This window comes from Nitrospirota bacterium (assembly GCA_040756155.1).
Taxonomy (GTDB): Bacteria; Nitrospirota; Thermodesulfovibrionia; order JACRGW01; family JBFLZU01; genus JBFLZU01.
In genome coordinates this window covers 34,540-51,236 of sequence record JBFLZU010000065.1, presented here as the reverse complement: position 1 = coordinate 51,236, position 16,697 = coordinate 34,540, and the positions used below count along the sequence as shown (strand labels likewise).

The 16,697-nt window shown below is 38.1% G+C and carries 19 protein-coding genes; all 19 read left to right on the top strand.

What is annotated here, in order from left to right; genetic code table 11:
- Positions 1–288 precede the first annotated feature (288 nt).
- The 19 genes from AB1488_06710 (at position 289) to AB1488_06620 (ending at position 16,692) form a co-directional block, all read left to right on the top strand.
- The gene (locus AB1488_06710; GenBank protein ID MEW6409787.1) at positions 289–840 is read left to right on the top strand and encodes a L,D-transpeptidase; all 552 of its coding nucleotides are present in this window, start codon (positions 289–291) and stop codon (positions 838–840) included.
- A gap of 140 nt (positions 841–980) precedes the next feature.
- A complete protein-coding gene (locus tag AB1488_06705; protein ID MEW6409786.1) occupies positions 981–1,226 on the top strand; it encodes a hypothetical protein in 246 nt (81 codons plus the stop codon).
- A 24-nt stretch (positions 1,227–1,250) separates the two neighbouring features.
- Positions 1,251–2,336, top strand: coding sequence for a hypothetical protein (locus tag AB1488_06700; GenBank protein ID MEW6409785.1), 1,086 nt, complete (start codon positions 1,251–1,253; stop codon positions 2,334–2,336).
- Between the two features lie 71 nt (positions 2,337–2,407).
- Positions 2,408–3,133, top strand: coding sequence for a sigma-70 family RNA polymerase sigma factor (locus AB1488_06695; protein MEW6409784.1), 726 nt, complete (start codon positions 2,408–2,410; stop codon positions 3,131–3,133).
- The gene (locus tag AB1488_06690) at positions 3,130–3,753 is read left to right on the top strand and encodes a hypothetical protein (protein MEW6409783.1); all 624 of its coding nucleotides are present in this window, start codon (positions 3,130–3,132) and stop codon (positions 3,751–3,753) included. The genes AB1488_06695 and AB1488_06690 overlap by 4 nt, the downstream gene beginning before the upstream one ends.
- A complete protein-coding gene (locus tag AB1488_06685) occupies positions 3,750–4,310 on the top strand; it encodes a hypothetical protein (GenBank protein MEW6409782.1) in 561 nt (186 codons plus the stop codon). Before AB1488_06690 ends, AB1488_06685 begins: the two co-directional genes overlap by 4 nt.
- 17 nt (positions 4,311–4,327) lie before the next feature.
- Positions 4,328–5,953, top strand: coding sequence for a hypothetical protein (locus tag AB1488_06680; protein ID MEW6409781.1), 1,626 nt, complete (start codon positions 4,328–4,330; stop codon positions 5,951–5,953).
- Positions 5,950–6,702, top strand: coding sequence for a hypothetical protein (locus tag AB1488_06675; protein ID MEW6409780.1), 753 nt, complete (start codon positions 5,950–5,952; stop codon positions 6,700–6,702). The genes AB1488_06680 and AB1488_06675 overlap by 4 nt, the downstream gene beginning before the upstream one ends.
- Before the next feature lie 96 nt (positions 6,703–6,798).
- Positions 6,799–7,602, top strand: a complete 804-nt coding sequence (locus AB1488_06670) for a hypothetical protein (protein MEW6409779.1) — start codon at positions 6,799–6,801, stop codon at positions 7,600–7,602.
- 20 nt (positions 7,603–7,622) lie between these two features.
- The gene (locus AB1488_06665; protein ID MEW6409778.1) at positions 7,623–8,645 is read left to right on the top strand and encodes a hypothetical protein; all 1,023 of its coding nucleotides are present in this window, start codon (positions 7,623–7,625) and stop codon (positions 8,643–8,645) included.
- Positions 8,599–9,075: a hypothetical protein gene (locus AB1488_06660; protein ID MEW6409777.1), complete on the top strand. Its 477-nt coding sequence runs from the start codon at positions 8,599–8,601 to the stop codon at positions 9,073–9,075. Before AB1488_06665 ends, AB1488_06660 begins: the two co-directional genes overlap by 47 nt.
- A 6-nt stretch (positions 9,076–9,081) precedes the next feature.
- The gene (locus tag AB1488_06655; GenBank protein MEW6409776.1) at positions 9,082–9,654 is read left to right on the top strand and encodes a prepilin-type N-terminal cleavage/methylation domain-containing protein; all 573 of its coding nucleotides are present in this window, start codon (positions 9,082–9,084) and stop codon (positions 9,652–9,654) included.
- Between the two features lie 13 nt (positions 9,655–9,667).
- Entirely contained in the window at positions 9,668–11,353 is a 1,686-nt protein-coding gene (locus AB1488_06650; protein MEW6409775.1) for a type II/IV secretion system protein, read from the top strand.
- Positions 11,354–11,359: 6 nt separating this feature from the next.
- The gene (locus AB1488_06645; protein ID MEW6409774.1) at positions 11,360–12,388 is read left to right on the top strand and encodes a type II secretion system F family protein; all 1,029 of its coding nucleotides are present in this window, start codon (positions 11,360–11,362) and stop codon (positions 12,386–12,388) included.
- Entirely contained in the window at positions 12,385–13,317 is a 933-nt protein-coding gene (locus tag AB1488_06640; protein ID MEW6409773.1) for a type II secretion system protein, read from the top strand. Before AB1488_06645 ends, AB1488_06640 begins: the two co-directional genes overlap by 4 nt.
- Positions 13,318–13,387: 70 nt before the next feature.
- Positions 13,388–14,800: a hypothetical protein gene (locus tag AB1488_06635; GenBank protein MEW6409772.1), complete on the top strand. Its 1,413-nt coding sequence runs from the start codon at positions 13,388–13,390 to the stop codon at positions 14,798–14,800.
- A 106-nt stretch (positions 14,801–14,906) separates the two neighbouring features.
- Positions 14,907–15,065, top strand: coding sequence for a hypothetical protein (locus AB1488_06630; protein ID MEW6409771.1), 159 nt, complete (start codon positions 14,907–14,909; stop codon positions 15,063–15,065).
- A 38-nt stretch (positions 15,066–15,103) separates the two neighbouring features.
- On the top strand, positions 15,104–15,655 hold the full coding sequence (locus AB1488_06625) for a lytic transglycosylase domain-containing protein (protein ID MEW6409770.1): 552 nt from the start codon (positions 15,104–15,106) through the stop codon (positions 15,653–15,655).
- Positions 15,656–15,891: 236 nt separating this feature from the next.
- On the top strand, positions 15,892–16,692 hold the full coding sequence (locus AB1488_06620) for a thioredoxin fold domain-containing protein (protein ID MEW6409769.1): 801 nt from the start codon (positions 15,892–15,894) through the stop codon (positions 16,690–16,692).
- Positions 16,693–16,697 lie beyond the last annotated feature (5 nt).

The following is a 16,697-nucleotide window of genomic DNA, read 5'->3' as shown; positions in this document are numbered from 1 at the left end:
TCATCTGAAACTCTACCAGGTTAAACATTATCTGGACAACGAGTTAGCCGAAAATTCGGGAAAGATGACAACTCCTTGATTGATAACAATAAAAAGGTATTTTTAGCCGAAAATGTGGGAAAGTCTCGTAATTTTTAATTGACATACTTTAATTACTGACTAACTTATCCCTTATTTTTGATAATCTTACCAGAGAATTTGAATTTTTAGAATAAAAATGATATAAAGAGATAAGATGAAAGTTGAATAGTAGAATATATTCAAATATAGTCAAAGAGGAGGTGTGAGATGCGAACCTTAAAAATTATATTTATCGCAATTGCAATAATTTTGATCTCAATCCTATCCTGGACTGGAAAAACAGAATCCTCTGGATTATATCGTTACCTCATAGTCATATCAGTCAATGACTTTAAAATAACTCTCTGGCAGATAAATGGAAGCCAGAAAGAAATACAATCCTACACAAAAATCAGCTCATATCCCATTGGCGCACCGACTAAAGACTATTATCTCCTACCAATGACTGGAGAAATAGAAAGAATTGAGTTAAATCCATACTGGTACCCGACAGCGAATATCCGTCTTGCTTATCTTCAGGATGGAGAAATACTGCCTTTAGCGATCAAGCCAGGAGATCCCCGCAATGCCATGGGGAAAGTTAAATTTATAATAAAATTTAAGAATTTTAACGAGCCTGTGAGGATTCACGGGACAAACCAAACAGATTCAATCGGTAAACGAAGCAGTTATAAATGTATTAGAATGTTTGATTCTAACGCTATGGAGATTGCTAAAATCATAAAAAATTCCTTAACGAAAATAATCATAAAAGAATAATCCTCTGTAGAGCTGCAACGATTTCAAAAATATCAATTTTATAGTGCCTTGCCAAGAAAAAGTAACAAATTTTTAAAAAATATTTCAATTTGAAATTTTTTTATTGACATTTCGAAAAAGAATTAGTATAATATGAAAACATGATGCTGAGAAAATCTTTTGTTATTAATGGGAAAAGGTTAACCTTGAAGATAAATCATTCATACATTCAAGCCCTCGGGGTCATTGCTAATATGCGTAAGAAAACCCTAAAGAAGATGCTAAAAGAGATTGTCAGTGAGAATGTAGACATTACCAAGCGATATAAAGGGAAGGATATAGAGATTGCTATATTGAATCTAATCAGATTAGAACTTGAGAAACACTCGAAAATGCATAGCGAGTGAAAGCGAAGTGAAGGGAAATACCCCATGAAGGAGTATGTTGAGAGTTATAGAAAGATTGATGATTATCTTTCAATACATGAGAAAAAACCATTAAATCTCCTGACAGAAGAAATAAAATCACTGTACCAGCAATACAATTTACTTCTTTATCGCTCTCGTATAAATCTGGTCGAGTTAGGGATCCGTATTATTGTTGCAAAGAATAAGATGGCGATAGAAGGAGGCAACTTTAAAAGATGGCTTGAGGAAGAGGTTGGTATTACGGTCCAGACAGGCTACAGGATAATGAACGCGGCGGAAAGGTCAATCGAAGAAAATTCAGAGAATATTCTTGAAGAAATCGGTTATACAAGATACTCTCTGCTCGACCATCTTACTGCAGAAGAAAAGAGAATATTCCTGGATAGTGAGCATGTGGTGGTATCGAGTGGCATTGTGAAAAAAGGGAAAGACTTGAACCGAGCAGAACTTAAAGAAGTAATCAAAGAAGGGCAGGGGATGCCCTATAATAGCACGGGAAATGGTCAACATATCAAAGTAAAAGATAATAAGGTAATGAGAGATGATGAAAAAGATAAGAAAATCGAAGAATTAAGCTGGATTATCGCTGAGAGAAACGATGAGGTTAACGGGTATAAAAACGAACTGAAAATAAAAACAGATAAGATTAAAGATTATGAAAAAAATATGGAGGAACAGATAGAGAAACTTGTAGCGGTATTTCAGCGTGAAAAGGATGGTCTTGTTAATCAAATAAGTGAACTTCAAAAAATAATTAATAAAAAAGATGCAGAACTTACAAGAAGGTTAAATGGAACATCGTATCCACCGGACTACGAGAAAGTAAAGAACCACTTGAAGACGGCTATTGAAAGGAATAAATCCCTTGAGATAATAGATAGATACAGGCATATCCATGTATTATTTGATGATGTCCACGATAAACTTTCTAAGGTTAAGTATTTGCTTGGCGAAAAAAAGATAAAGGTAGAAGGATTAAAAAGATTTAAAGACGAGATAAAAAGGATTATTGATTTTTGTACAGATATTGATGTCTCAATCGACTCTCTATTGAAAATACAAAGCGAGCGCATTAGCGAGCGAATTTAAATAAAATAATTTCTTACATTTCAAAGATTTCCTGTAGCTTGCTACGATGAATCTCAATGAATGGATGAAAGATGAATGATGATGCTGATATTATAACATTCTTAAAAGAGAATATTGGGCTTGTCAAGAAAATAGCTAAGTTATATACCCGTAGGGCCAGGTATCTGGATATGGACGACTTCCTGAATGAATCATTTATAGCCTTCAGTAAAGCAAGAGATTACTATAATCTAAATTGCTACGAGATCAATTATAGGGAAAAGAGAGGGTTACTTAAATATAAGGTAAGAAAAGTTAAATTTACTGATATCTTTTACTGGTATCTGCATAAATCATTTTCAGAGATTACAAAAAAAGAAGACAACATTTATGCTTGTGTCAGTCTCGATGATGACAGACTGAATCTCAGGGCTAAAATTGGATCTTTTGGCATAAGGAGTAACGGTGCCAACTACAATACCCTGATATTACTATCTGCACAACAAAGGAGAACTGTCTGCAGGCTATGGGGGATATGTGGCTATGTTGTGGAATCTCCTGATAGGGTTGCTGAGAGTGAAGGCTTAACCGTTGAAGAGGTAATAGAGATTGAGAAAAAGGCATTGAAATTGATAAATGGCGATTTCATAGAAGAATTAATAAAGCCATTACCACTGAGGTCGCAGAACATACTGCGTTTACTCTATAGTTTCAGTTTTGATTACCATAGGGTTGCAGAGGTATATGGATTGACAGTAACGAGGATACGACAGATAGAAAAAGAGGCAATCGAATTTCTCAGAGGGTATTTCTTATGAGAAGTATTGTTTTATCTTTGATATTGGTGTTTAGTTCTGGATGCACTTACCTCCCCTATCTTTTTGAGAACAGAGATCAAGAACATAGGGTCCATTCAATTAATGAAAATGCTCTAAAAGATAAAAAGGCGTTTGTCTGGAAAGAGCCTGTAGTTCAGAATGTGAGATTCCCCAATATGGTTATAGGTGGAGTTATGATTCCGGCACATGAAACCCCTGTTGTTGTATTCCCTGGAGAGATTAAGTTCCAGCACGTTCAAGAAGTTGAAAAGACTTCTCCTTCGAAAGAGGAAAAGAAACCCGAAGAAATTAAAGTGTCTGATAAGGCGGATATACACATGATTGCATACAATACATACACAAAAAAAGACAAAACAGATGTTGTTACCCTCGAATCGGTAAAGCACTTGGTGAAGGGCAGTCCTCACTCGATTATCGCTTTCTCAAATGGTGATATCCTTATTATAAATGACCATGCCTACAAAATCAGAAGGGATTCCACAGATTATATTGTAGAGACTGTGAATGATAAATATATTACAAAACTTGCTGTAAGGAAAGGCGAGGGTATCTTTACAAAAAACGGTCTGATATTTAAGTTTCTGGATGATGGGAAATGAGGAATATCCTGCTATTTTTCATGCTGGTTTTGTTTAGCAGTTTTGCCAACTCGGTCTGGGGTGACGATATTTATAAAAAAATCAGGGAACTTCAGGCTTATTACGAATATCTTTTACTCAGGGTCAACAATATAGAGCATTCACAACAAAAATTGATTGCAAGGCTGGATAATGTTGAAAAGATATCAGTTATTTACAACAATCCAGAGAATATAACAAAAACCAAAGGCATAGTTCCTGTAAAGGAGAATACCATTGTTTCAGTGTTTTTTCCTGAGGCTGGATATTCTTTGAGTGATTACGCAAAGCTGACTATTAAGTATGCGGCTAATAAATATAATCTCAAAAACTCAAAAAATAAAGTTGTAGCAGTTGGATACTCAAGTCCTGATGGATCGGCTCAGAGAAACACTAATTTAAGGACAAAAAGAGCTATGGCAATCGTTAACTATTTGCGTTTTCTTGGAATAAATACACCTATAGATATTGAAGCGAGAGAAAGCAATACTGCAGATAAAGAGAGAGATAGAAGAGCGGAGATAATAATTTATGAGTAGTTATTAAGTTAAGAACGATGAAGTTAAGACCAACTGAAATAATTATATTAATAATCGCTGTTTTTTTATTTACTTCCTGTGCAACAGTTGAGAAAGTTCCACATGAGACATATCAGTCTTCAGCTGAGGCTGTAAAAGACCGTGAATTCTCAGGAGAAAAACCTATTATCATCAAAGAAGAAAAACCAATACGCGTAACAAAAATAGATACACAGAGAAAGGATAAGGATGGAGGGTCGCCAGAGATCGGTGATGTCGGTCTAAACGAAACAGAAGTTTCAGAAAAATCTCGCCATTATGAAGAAAGGATGGTTGATGTAAACTGTGCGTCATGTCCATTAAGAGATATTCTCTCAGCAATAGCATCAGATTACAACATAATTTACGGCGATGGTGTTAATGCTCAAAAGCCTGTTGATGTGAACATAAGAAATCTTCCAGTATCCAGAGCGATAAGGTCAATAGTAGAGAGTGCATCGTATTTTGTGGATATCAATGGTAAGGAAAAAGTCATCACCGTATCAAAATACCTCACAAAGACATCTAAGCTTCCACTTGCAGTTTTTGACCAAAGTGGTGGTTCTGTTAAATACGATGTATCAAACGATGTGATTTCATCATCTTCAGGAGGAACATCCGGTACTACAAGTTCACAGGGAGGCACACAGTCAAACATCAAGGCACTATTTTCTGTATCAAAAGAAGACAAAGAAGATACAAAAAAGACATTTGAGTCAACGGTTAAGATGTTTATCTCTCCTGAGGGCAGGGCTGTCTTTGACTGGATTTCGGGTAACCTGATTGTAACTGATTATCCTTCAAATGTTGCATCTGTTGAATCTTATCTGAAACGATTCAAGGATGAGATGGGGCAATTGCTTTACATAGAGGCAATGATTGTAGAGGTGACACTTTCTGATGCATTTAAATTTGGAATTGATTGGAGCAAGCTGGCTCAGATAGAAGGGGGCAGGCTTACAGCCTCTCAGAGTGGTGCAACGAAGATAACTACTCCTTTTATAACGATTGAATACAAAAGGGATTCGAACCATTTCTCTACGATATTAAAAGCCCTTGAGGAGCAGGGGTTAACAAAGGTTCTTGCTCAACCAAGACAGCTTATTATAAATAACATGCCAGCGTCAATAATGTCCACAAAATCAACTCCTTATGTTTCCAGTGTCCAGCAGACATACAGCACTGCAACTACTGGAACAACGCCTGTTACAACTTCATTCAACATTGAAAGGGCGCAGGAGGGGGTGTCTCTGTGGGTAAGACCTCATGTCGAGGAAGATGGAGAGACCATAGGTCTTACCTTAATACCGATACTTTCAAACATCGAGTCTTTTAAGGAGGTTACTATTGGGAGTAATACAACAGAAAACCCTATTTTAACGCTTAAGCAATCCTATCAGCAGTTAAGAATTAAATCTGGAAGCACTATAGTTATTGGAGGGGTTCAGAAAGAAAGCGCCTCCAGGACAACGCAGGGTGTTCCGATACTTTCAAAGATACCGATATTCGGAGAACTTTTCAAGAGTCATAGTGACTCCATTGTAAAATCAGAACTTGTGATTGCTTTAAGGGTAACAAAACTGACTGAAGGGATACCGTTTAGAAGTGAAAAAAATGAGAAATGAGAAGTGAGAATGGTTCTATCCTTATAATCTTGGTTTATATCTTGTTTTCTGTAGCAGGTGGCGCATTGATATTCGCTCTACTTTATGAACCTAGGGTTATAAAAGAAGACAAGATGGCATATCTGAAAAGTCTTAATGGATATTATGAGAAATACTATAAAGAGAACGCAAGAGAGATTGACAGTCAGGAAGGGGTTGTGAGCCTTCCTGTAGTGCCGTCAAAGAAGTACAGGGTAAGGACTGCTTCGACCGGAAGGCTTAACAGGACAGGTATTTATTATCATAATTTTGTGTTGATACTTCTGGAGGATGATAAAACCACAGTTAACCAATCAACAGGGGAGATATCAACTTCTCAGGATTATGTTCTGGTGGTTGATGGCTTTAAGATACAGAAGGAACTCTATGAGCAGACGAGGAGATATGCAGAGGATATTGCATTTAAACTTGAACAGTATCATAAGGCAAAGTATTTAGCAGACCCATATCATGATTTTACAAAAAACTATTTTAAGAAGAACACATGTAATGGTGCTGGAGAGTTTAATTGCACAGCATTTGCAACCCTTGAAGACACAAATGTTTGCACTGTTCTTAAGATTAACTGCAGGAAGACAGGATGGAATACATCGTATTTCTTTGATAATTTCTCTTCATCTTTAAGTCCTGTTCCACCGTATAACTGCAGGATTGGCTTTGATACTCCATGGGGTGAAAGGGAATGGGTATATGCGGTTCAGGAATATTAAAAATAGTTTAAGCCTGTGGATAATAGCCCATTCAGGCTCAATATGGTAGTAATAAAAAGAAAGGAGGACGGCTAAGCGTAAAGCCGTATATGGGGTATGCTAAAGATAGACATTAAAAAATACAAAAAATATGCTTTTGTTTTTCTTGGTATTATAGGAGTTTCATCGCTTGCAACTATAATCTACATAAATTCCCAGATGAAGAGCGTCCCTGAAAGACCGCCTCTTTTTACAAAAAGCGATAAGGGTTTTCCTGTAAAGGCTGAACCAAAACAGCCATCAATCCCTGAAAGGAAAGAGGAGGCACCACAGACAACAGTAAAAATACCTGTGACCAAGGTATACGACATCTTCAGGAAGGAAGATATAGAAAAACAAGAAAGAAAGGAAAGGATATCTAAGGCGGAGGATGAAGCAAAACTCGAAGCTATAATGACCGAGATAAAGAAAAAGAAAAGAGAGGGTGAACTAACTGAGGTAGAGGCAAAGGTCAAAAAAGGAACACTTGAAAGCAGTCTGATCAAGATTCAAGGCTCTATCGCCCTTCCTGGCTTTGAAATGAAAGAAGAAGATAAAGAGCCTGTCCTTGAGGTATCTGGCATCATAAATACAGGGAAGCGGATGACTGCCATAGCGGTATATGGTAGAAGAAGGTATAACATTATAGATGGTGCTCAGATAGGGACATATAAAATAAAGAGGATTACTTATGATTATGTCCTTGTCGAGAAGGATGGAATGGAAAGGATGATACTTCCCTCTGCATCTATGCGTACTTCAAGTCCTGAGCAGAGGTATGCACCAGACGGTACATACCAGAGGCATCCCCAGAGGGTACAGCCATTTCCATTTCCAATAGAGAAGGGCAGTATTTCTCCTGTGCCATCAACGATGCCATAAGATGCCATAAATAGTGAACAGTGAATAGTGAGATGTATCTTGTAATTAATGAAGAACCTAAGACGATTATCATGTTTGATGGAAAAGATGCAGAAAGTGTAGGAGATATCCCTGAGAGAGCGACTGTTCTTTATTTCTCCGGGGATACATCCTGCACGAGAAATATCTACAAAGATATATCTATCGAGATTGGTGATCTTGTTTATTCTGAAAAGTCAAGTGAGATGTTTGAGGAAGTAAGACAGAAAGAGTGTTTTATAACGAATCCATTGATATTTTTTAAGAGAGAGCCATCTACGCTTACTGGTGTATGGTTTAAGGACATCGAGATACTGCTCATCAGCTATGTAAACTCAGAAGGTGCAATAGATATCACGAGATACATGGTAAATGTGGGAGATTCAATCGAGGGTGAGATCGAAAATACTGTTTCATATCTGAGGCTGGGTAAAATACCAGAGACGCATATATACGGATATAATATACCGTTTGAGCAATTTTCGGATTCAATAAAAAGGGCTGGGAAGGAATATTTTTATAGGAATCCTTATATAGAGAAAAAGAGAAGGATAAAAAGGATAATTTCTGCTGGCATTGCTGGAAATGCCATTTCTTTCCTTGTGCTTTTGAGCCTTCTTATATCCATCTCGAATTTGAGGTCTGCTGAATTGAACCTCCATAGCGATATTTATTCAGAAGAGAACAAACTCGAGAGACTGATAGCTGAAAGAGGTGGTTATATTATTAAAAAGCAGGGTGTATCTTTTAAAGATGTGTTAAAGACCATTGAGTTTTTAAAGACTTGTAAATATGACTCGATAGAGGTTGTTGGCAAAAGGAATAACCTTGAAGTTATTATGAGGTTTAAGGATTCTGCTGATTTCATAGGTGCCTTTAAGGTAGTAAAAAGGGAGGTAAAGAATGCGAATGCCTTCTGGGAAGGGACAAGCAATTCCCTTAAGATTAAGTTTTCGACAAAGACTCATCGCATGGACGATGCTATTTACAGTATTGCTGATAGGTCAATTGCTGGTTATAAGTAATCTGATAAACAGCAAGTACAAACTCAGAGAAGAATCAAGTCTTCTAAGATACCAAATCTCGGAGTATAGAAACCTTAGTGATAAGGTCAGGCAACTTCCTGTTAAACCCGTAGTTCTGTTTGGAAGCGAAAACAGTTATTCTGCTTTTCAGTATGGTGTAAAAAAATTATCGTCGATTTACAGACTCAAGGCCTCACCAAAAAATCAAAAAGTATCAAGTATAAAAATAACTGATATGGCAAGAAGGGATGGTATTGGAACTTTCATTCCATTGCAGTTTGAGGTTGCATACAATACACTTTCAGAACTTGCAAGATTTCTCGAGCTTATCGAAGAGATATTTCCTGTCTCAGTAGACAGAATGGAGGCAAAAGAAGGAAAACTAATATTCGATTTTAAGCTCTATGTGAAGGAAAAAGAAAGGAGGTAAAGCGTTATGTTTATAAGTAAGGATTCGGGATTGAAGATTAAGGATAAAAGAGGTTTTACACTGATTGAATTGATCTTTGTGATAGTAATCATCGCTATTCTTGCAGGAACGATAATTACTCTAATGAACACAAACAGAGCAAATTCGGCTGCTCTTATCACGAAGGCTGAGCAGTATGCAGCGGCAGAAGAGCGGTTCAAGATGGATACAGGAACCTATACATCTGAAGATGATATAAAGGCTCTATGGGATAAGGACGCTGCTCAGAATACCCTTATGGGCGTTGATGTTAGAGATTACTGGAGAGGTCCGTATATAAAAGGCGGAGGAAAACTGATCAGTAACAACCCTGCCACGGGGATTGCAAATGGCTATATATCCTATAAGAGGAGTGTAGACCTCAATGGCAATGGGAATGCCTATGACCACAATATATATGTGACCAATGTTCCATCAGACATTGCAAATGAAATAGATAAAGCCATAGATAAAGAATCCAGCCCATCTACGGGAAGGGTAATAATTGAAGGCACAGGAAATCTTAAGACCGTAAGGTTCATCTTCAATGAGGAATATTAAAGACATGTCTTGAGTGGAGCGAAAGAATGGAACTCATGGGATTCATGGAAGAACTGCAACAGTGGATAAGATAGGTAAGATACTTATCAGGATGGGTGTTCCCGAGCAATTTATAGATGCTGCCCTTTCAAGACAGAGGGTAGCAAGAAAACCCCTTTGTGAGATACTCGTTGAACTGGGGCTTACCGATCCAGAGGTCATTGCTGAGGCTGTCTCAAAGCAATCAGGATACCCTTACTTCTCACCTATAAATATTGTAGATACATCGCTTCTTTCATCATTTCCTGTGGATTCTATAACAAAAATGGGAGTTATCCCCCTTTATGAAGCCTGTAGTGAGCAAAGCGAATCTAATGGAACTGTACACGTAGGATTTACAAATCCTAATGATATAAAATCAATAGATTTTGTAAAAAGATACTTCCAAAATAGACAGATAACTCTTCATGTTGTCTCTACCCTGATGGTTGAGAAATACTCAAAGTGGAAATCCATACCTGTCTCTGAGATTCATCATAAGATAGATACATCAAGGGATGGGCTTGCTATAGGCACGATGATAATCAAAAAGGCTTTTTACGATGGTGCAACAGATATACACTTTAATCCAGGGGTATGGATGGTAAGTTTCAGAATTGATGGGACACTGAGAATCATAATGCATTTTTCAGAAGAGACCTACACGCAGATAATAAATGCGATATTTTTAAGGTCTCACATATCCGAAAATGACAGGGAATTGCCAGGCGACGGTAGCTTCAATGCAGGTGTGCTTGATCCTGACCTCTCAGGAGTCGACTGCAGGGTCTCTGTTTATCCTGTTGCACTTCCAGACAGGCAGGAGAGAGCCCAGTCCATGCATATAAGGCTGCTAAAACGCTCAGTAGTTGGGAGTATATCCTTGGATGCACTTGGTTTTACGCCTGAAGTACAGAAGACATTGATATTCCTTGTTAGAGAGGCTCAGGGGATGATTATAGTTACAGGTCCTACAGGGAGTGGAAAATCAACTACACTTCATTCTATGATGAAATATATAAATACATTCGAGAAGAACCTCATTACAATAGAGGATCCTGTTGAATATAGGGATCCATTCAGGGTGCAGGCTCAGGTAAATGAACTGAAGGGTTTTACCTTTTCAAAGGCATTAAGACATATATTGAGACATGACCCGGATGTGATACTTATAGGTGAGATAAGGGACGAAGAGACCGCAGAGATAGTTATTCAATCAGCAAATACAGGTCATTTAGTTCTTACCACACTCCATTCTAATTCCGCTGCTGAGGCAACAATGAGGCTTAGACATCTTGGTATAGATAAAGAGGATGTCGCATCAGAAGTGAATTCAATCATAGCGCAGAGACTTGTACGGGGACTCTGTTCTCACTGCAAGAAGGAAGACAGAGGAAATCTAAATCTTCTAAAAGATTCAGGCTTCAATACAGAAGTTATTTACAGGAAGAATGAATCAGGCTGTGGATACTGCAATAACATCGGATACAAAGGTAGAAAACCAATAGTTGAGGTATTAATTTTTGACGATGAGGTTGTAGAGGCGATACTTTATAAAGATGTGTTCGCTATAAAGAAGATAATGAAAGAACGGAAGAATATCTTTATGGATGGATTAAGGCTTGTTGCTGAAGGCTATACATCGGTTGATGAGGTGAGAAGCGTAGTAAAGACCAATTAATTTTTTATGATAGAAAAAACTCTCAAGATAAACGACCTTCTTATAATATTTGAGGTTATGGCTGATTCAGCACATAAAGGAGTGCCATGGGAGATAACCTTTGATAATCTTAAAGACATCGTTTCAGCAGATGCATCTTCAGTTATTGAAAAGATAAAAGATGGTAGAGTTAAAGGCTACTCGCTATCAAAATCCCTTAAAGATGCCGGGATATCAGATATACTATGCTCCATTGTTGAGGCAGGGGAGGAGCACGGAAAACTTCCAGAGGCGCTTGATAGATGCAGGGAGATCCTTAAGCATGAGAAAAGCATGAAGGATACAATAAAGAACATTACAATATACCCAAGAATTGTTATGTTCGTGGTTTTCGCAATAGTAATCCCTGTCCTCTTATCTTTCGTATTCCCGAGATTCAGAAAACTTCTTGATGTTGTTCCTCCAGAGGATGTGCCATCAGTACTTTCGTTCATGGTAGGTGTAAGCGAAAAGTTTGCAGATTATATATATGCCACCGTTCCGATTTATCTCACTATATTATTTATCCTCTATAGATTCGCTACATCACCTTTAGCATGGAGACTTTACAGGATGGTGCCTCTTGTTCAGAGGATTGAGCGAGGGAAGGACTATACCCTGTCATTCTTTATGTTCAGCCTGATGCTTGCTACAGGAATAATGGTAGATGAAATAGCAGGTGCGGTATCCAAAATAGTCAGTAATCCTGAGATAAAAAGGAGGTTTGAGAGGATGGTGGTGCTTTTGAGACGGGGTATACCACTGCCCAGAACCGCTAAAGAGGTTGGCTTTGAGGGTCATATTGCATCTCTTCTGTCAACAGGTGAACTTACAGGGAATCTCGAATACTATCTAAATATGATAGCACATATAAAACAGAAAGAGGTGGAGATTCTTACAAATAGATTATTGAATTACTTACAACCTGTGTTGATAGGAGGACTTGTGATTATTATCGGCAGTATCGCAGGTGCGATAATTATTCCTACGATGAAGGCAACGATGGCGATAAGATGAAAAGAGAGAGTGGTTTTACTGCCCTTGAGGTTATTTTTGTCCTCACGGCAATAACTATAATTTTCGCATTTGTGTTACCTGACCTATCAGAGTTTTATCGCTGGCAGAAAAGAAAGGAGAATGAAAAGCAGGTAGAGAAAATAAGATCTGCCATTGAGCGTATATACGACATGTATGCCTATGATGTTGACTCTTACGATGGGCAGGAGTTTAGATTTGGCTCTAACACAATAACGTCAGGGACGACAGGGACAAGTTTTTACTCTGTATCTTCCTATGCTGGTATGTCACAGAAGGCAGTTGGTCGTGATGTATATAACATGGAGTATACCGCTTATGTAAGTAACAGGCTTGCCAGCACAACAAGCCCGCAGGTCCAGTATCATGTCATAGCCTTTGTATCAAAATCCACAGATTCTAAACTATCCTCTTTGTTCGATGCGAGTGAAGGAAAGCTTACCTGCGGCAGTGATGATATCTGTGCAGAGGTAAGTGGTCTTGAGATACAGGTTTCAAAATACAAAGAGACACTGAAAAAGATGGACGACACAGGGAATACCTTCCAGTCTTATTTCACCACCCTGTATCTTGCCGATCCAAACCATGATGTGAATGTTGACAGATTTGCAAAGACTGATAGAAATGGGGCATCTGTTCCTACAAAGTGGGATACTAACAGTCATCTTCTTAACTCATGCACGGTAGCAGATGACTGTATCGCTACTCTTAATGATATAAATGCCATATCCACCCTCAAATTTAATCCTGAACAGATAAAGGATGCATGGGGGAATGAATTCAGGGTGGATAATGGGTCATCCTCTACGAGAAATCCGGATAATGGAGAAACATCACCTTATTCAATTAGGATTTTGACAACCACACCGTGGGGTGAAACAATAGTGAAAACTGTCTTCGGGGTTTATTAGAGAAAAGGAAGGGATCGGATTTTAACTCCAGAGTAATATATAGTAGTAGAAGATATAAATAGAGGATTTTATGAGAAAGAAGTGGTTTATGTTTGCAGTTGTGGTTTTATTTGTATCTGTGTCTGATGCTGCTGAACTTCCAAGAAGCAGACAATTTCTTTATATTTTTGAACTTGAGGGGATTGAATCACAATACGATGCTACTATAAGAAAAGGACTTGTAAACGATATAACTGAGATAATCTCAGGATACGGCAAAGATACGGCAGATTTTAACTATAAAATTAGCTCTCCACCATCAACAGATTATTCCTCTGCTACATTAGCACTAAACACCATAGATTCTTTCGTAAAAGGGAAAGTACCTGATATAGTCCCGATGGCAAAGGACTATATGGAAAATAAATCCCTCGATTATACCAGTATAGATTACTACTTTTCTTTTACCGAAAATGGATCTATTACAGATAAATGGATATACATGCCTGTAAAGATAGACAAATCAGGAAACATTACATATCCCGGAGCAAGGATTATAGTAAAACCAAGGTATTCCTTTGCTTACTACAGGTATATAACAAAGAAAATAGACTCTGTGCTTCCATCTACCTGGTCTATTTCTGGGGCAGGCATACTTTTAAGATATTTCCTTGACCTTAATGGCAACGTCGCTGTTCAGAACTCTTTTGATGTTGGTGGTAGATATGATGCCCCTGAATCTCAAGACGATGTGGTTATTGATAAAGAGTCGGGGTTAAAAGTTCTTATAGATGAACGGATAAAAGTGGATTTATCTAATGAAGGAATCCCTTACGCTCTCCTTGATTATGCCTATGCTACCGAGCCTTTATGGGAGACGCAGAGTGATGGAAGTCTTGTGCCTGTGATAGGGGTTAGTACTGTAATTAGAAAGTTTACTCGGTTTGTAACAAATGTATGTTCATCTTCTACTTCAACAGTCTACACTACTACCCAATTTTGGGAATACGAGTGTAGGGAATATAATACGCCTTATACTGGTGAGCATTGCAATAGAATGGGATGCTCATACGGATATTGGAATTGGAGGTGGACTACCTGTCCTACTGGTGATGGTTCTGAGATATCAGGATATAGTGGAGTTACATGTTATAACTGCCCTCAAACTACAACTACTTATACATGTTCATCACAGAAAGATCCTAATAACGGTACCTATTACAACAAACACGAGATAGGCTGGATGCTCTCTATGGATTTTAACCGTTACTACATAACCCCAAGCGGTAGCTACAGTCCCATAGACCAGTCAAATGTAAGTGGTATATCACCTACAGAGATAAAGGGGAAAACTGTGACCGTTTCCGATACATCATATGCCACTCTTTCGACAAAGATAATAGACCCATTCAATACAACGACAATTTATGATGTCAATAATGATGCTGTAAATAATCTACCAGCAAATAGATATACATATCTTGCGCCGATTGAGGTAGAGTGAAAGAGTGAGTGTGGAGTTGGAGTCCACAGAATTATCGCTGTCATAAAGATGGGCAATCCGAGCTTACGTCGACAAAAAGAGGATGGTTCTTGCCTATGAGGTATTAATGAATACCCTGCCTGTGCATCAGGTGCTGACAGGTAAAGGGAAGGATATGGCAGCAATCCTTTCAGGGATAAACAATTACATCGAGTCAGGCTCAGAATATGGAATGGTATCGATGAGACAGTGTATTGAGAGACTCAAGATGGATAAAAGGATTTAACCTCAAATAGTGCTAAAGAGCTGAAGGCATGGATGGTAATGTTTAAGGTGGTAATATTTACAGTTTTGTTTTTGTTTTTCTCTGCAGGTCAACTTTTCTCAAGTGAGACAATAAAGTTTATCTCTGAGGATTTGCTTTCACTTCCTTTTGGTGAACGCATAGAAACATTCATTCTATTTAAGTATATCACAATGGTGAACCCAAAACAGGACATCATGCTCTCCTATGCTGTCGCCAGGAGCATAGTTCGTGAATCAAAGGAATTTCCTTTTCCATTGGAACTGATTGTTGGTATAAGCAGGATTGAAAGTGGTTTTAATCCCTTTGCAAGAAGCCACAAAGATGCAAGAGGTCTTATGCAGGTGCATTATCCGACATGGAAAAGATATTTTGACGGGCAAAGACTGCTTAAAGATCCCTTCTACAATACTAAAGCAGGGCTGAAAGTTTTAAATTACTATTATAAGGTTAACAACGAGAATCTCAAGCATGCAATATACGATTATTACGGTGCAAAGAGTAAATCATATCTAAGAGCTGTTTTGAGAGAGACGGAGAGGTATAAAAAATTCAGAAGAGGACCACGATAATGGGTTATTTCTTTAAATAATTTACCCCGTTAGAAAGTCCCGACCTTTGTGCGAGGATGGAACCTCTACAAATTTGATAGCGAAGGCGAGGTCTAATGCCCCATCCAAATTTTCTAACGGGGTTTACAGAAACAGCAGACTCTTTATATAATAGCCCTATCAAGAAAGACTGTTTCAATAACAAAAGGGCTTTTAATGTTATGATTAAAAAAACAAGATGACAGGGAGGGATAGCAATGAAAAAGACAGATATATTGATAGGGCTTTTTATACTTATAGCGAGTATGATAGCTACCACAGATATTCTGGCAGAGCAGTATAGTCCAGATGATTACGGTAATGTTGCCATAGACTTCTGGATAAAACAGATAGAAAAACGGGCAGGAAAACCAATCTCTTTAAAAAGGGATATTTTCTCAGTAACAAGCGTAACAGATTTTAAAGAGATTCCTAACTTCAAGGCAGTCCGACTTACAGTCGACCAGGGAATGATGAAAATTCCTTTAGTGCTCTATATTTCAAATGACAAGAAGGTCTTGATATCTGGTGAGATCTTTAGAGACGGTGAAAATATTACACAGAGGCTTGCAGGTGATGTTGAGTTCAAGAAGATCGATATCAAGTTGAGAGAGAAGGACAGGATTGTCTACAACCCTGAAGGTAAAAAAACCATATTTATGTTCTCTGACCCTGATTGTCCAGCATCAAAGCGGGCATTAGAAGCAATAAAGGCGTATAGAGGCAAAGATTACAGGGTGGTGATAAAGCACTATCCCCTTGAATCTATACATCCAGAGGCAAAGAAAAGGGCTATTGAAGAGCAATGTAGATGGCTTTCAAAGAATAAACCTGTCCTGAGCAAAGCCGAAGGAAAAGAAAGATGTAACAGCGAACTGAGGAAGATAGCCACAAAGATGGTTACAGAAGATATAGAAGAAGGCAGGAAGATAGGGGTAACAGGAACACCAACATTCATTATGGACGGAACAGTCATTCCTACTCTTCCATGGGTGATAGGTGAGCAGGAAGGTGGTTGAAAATA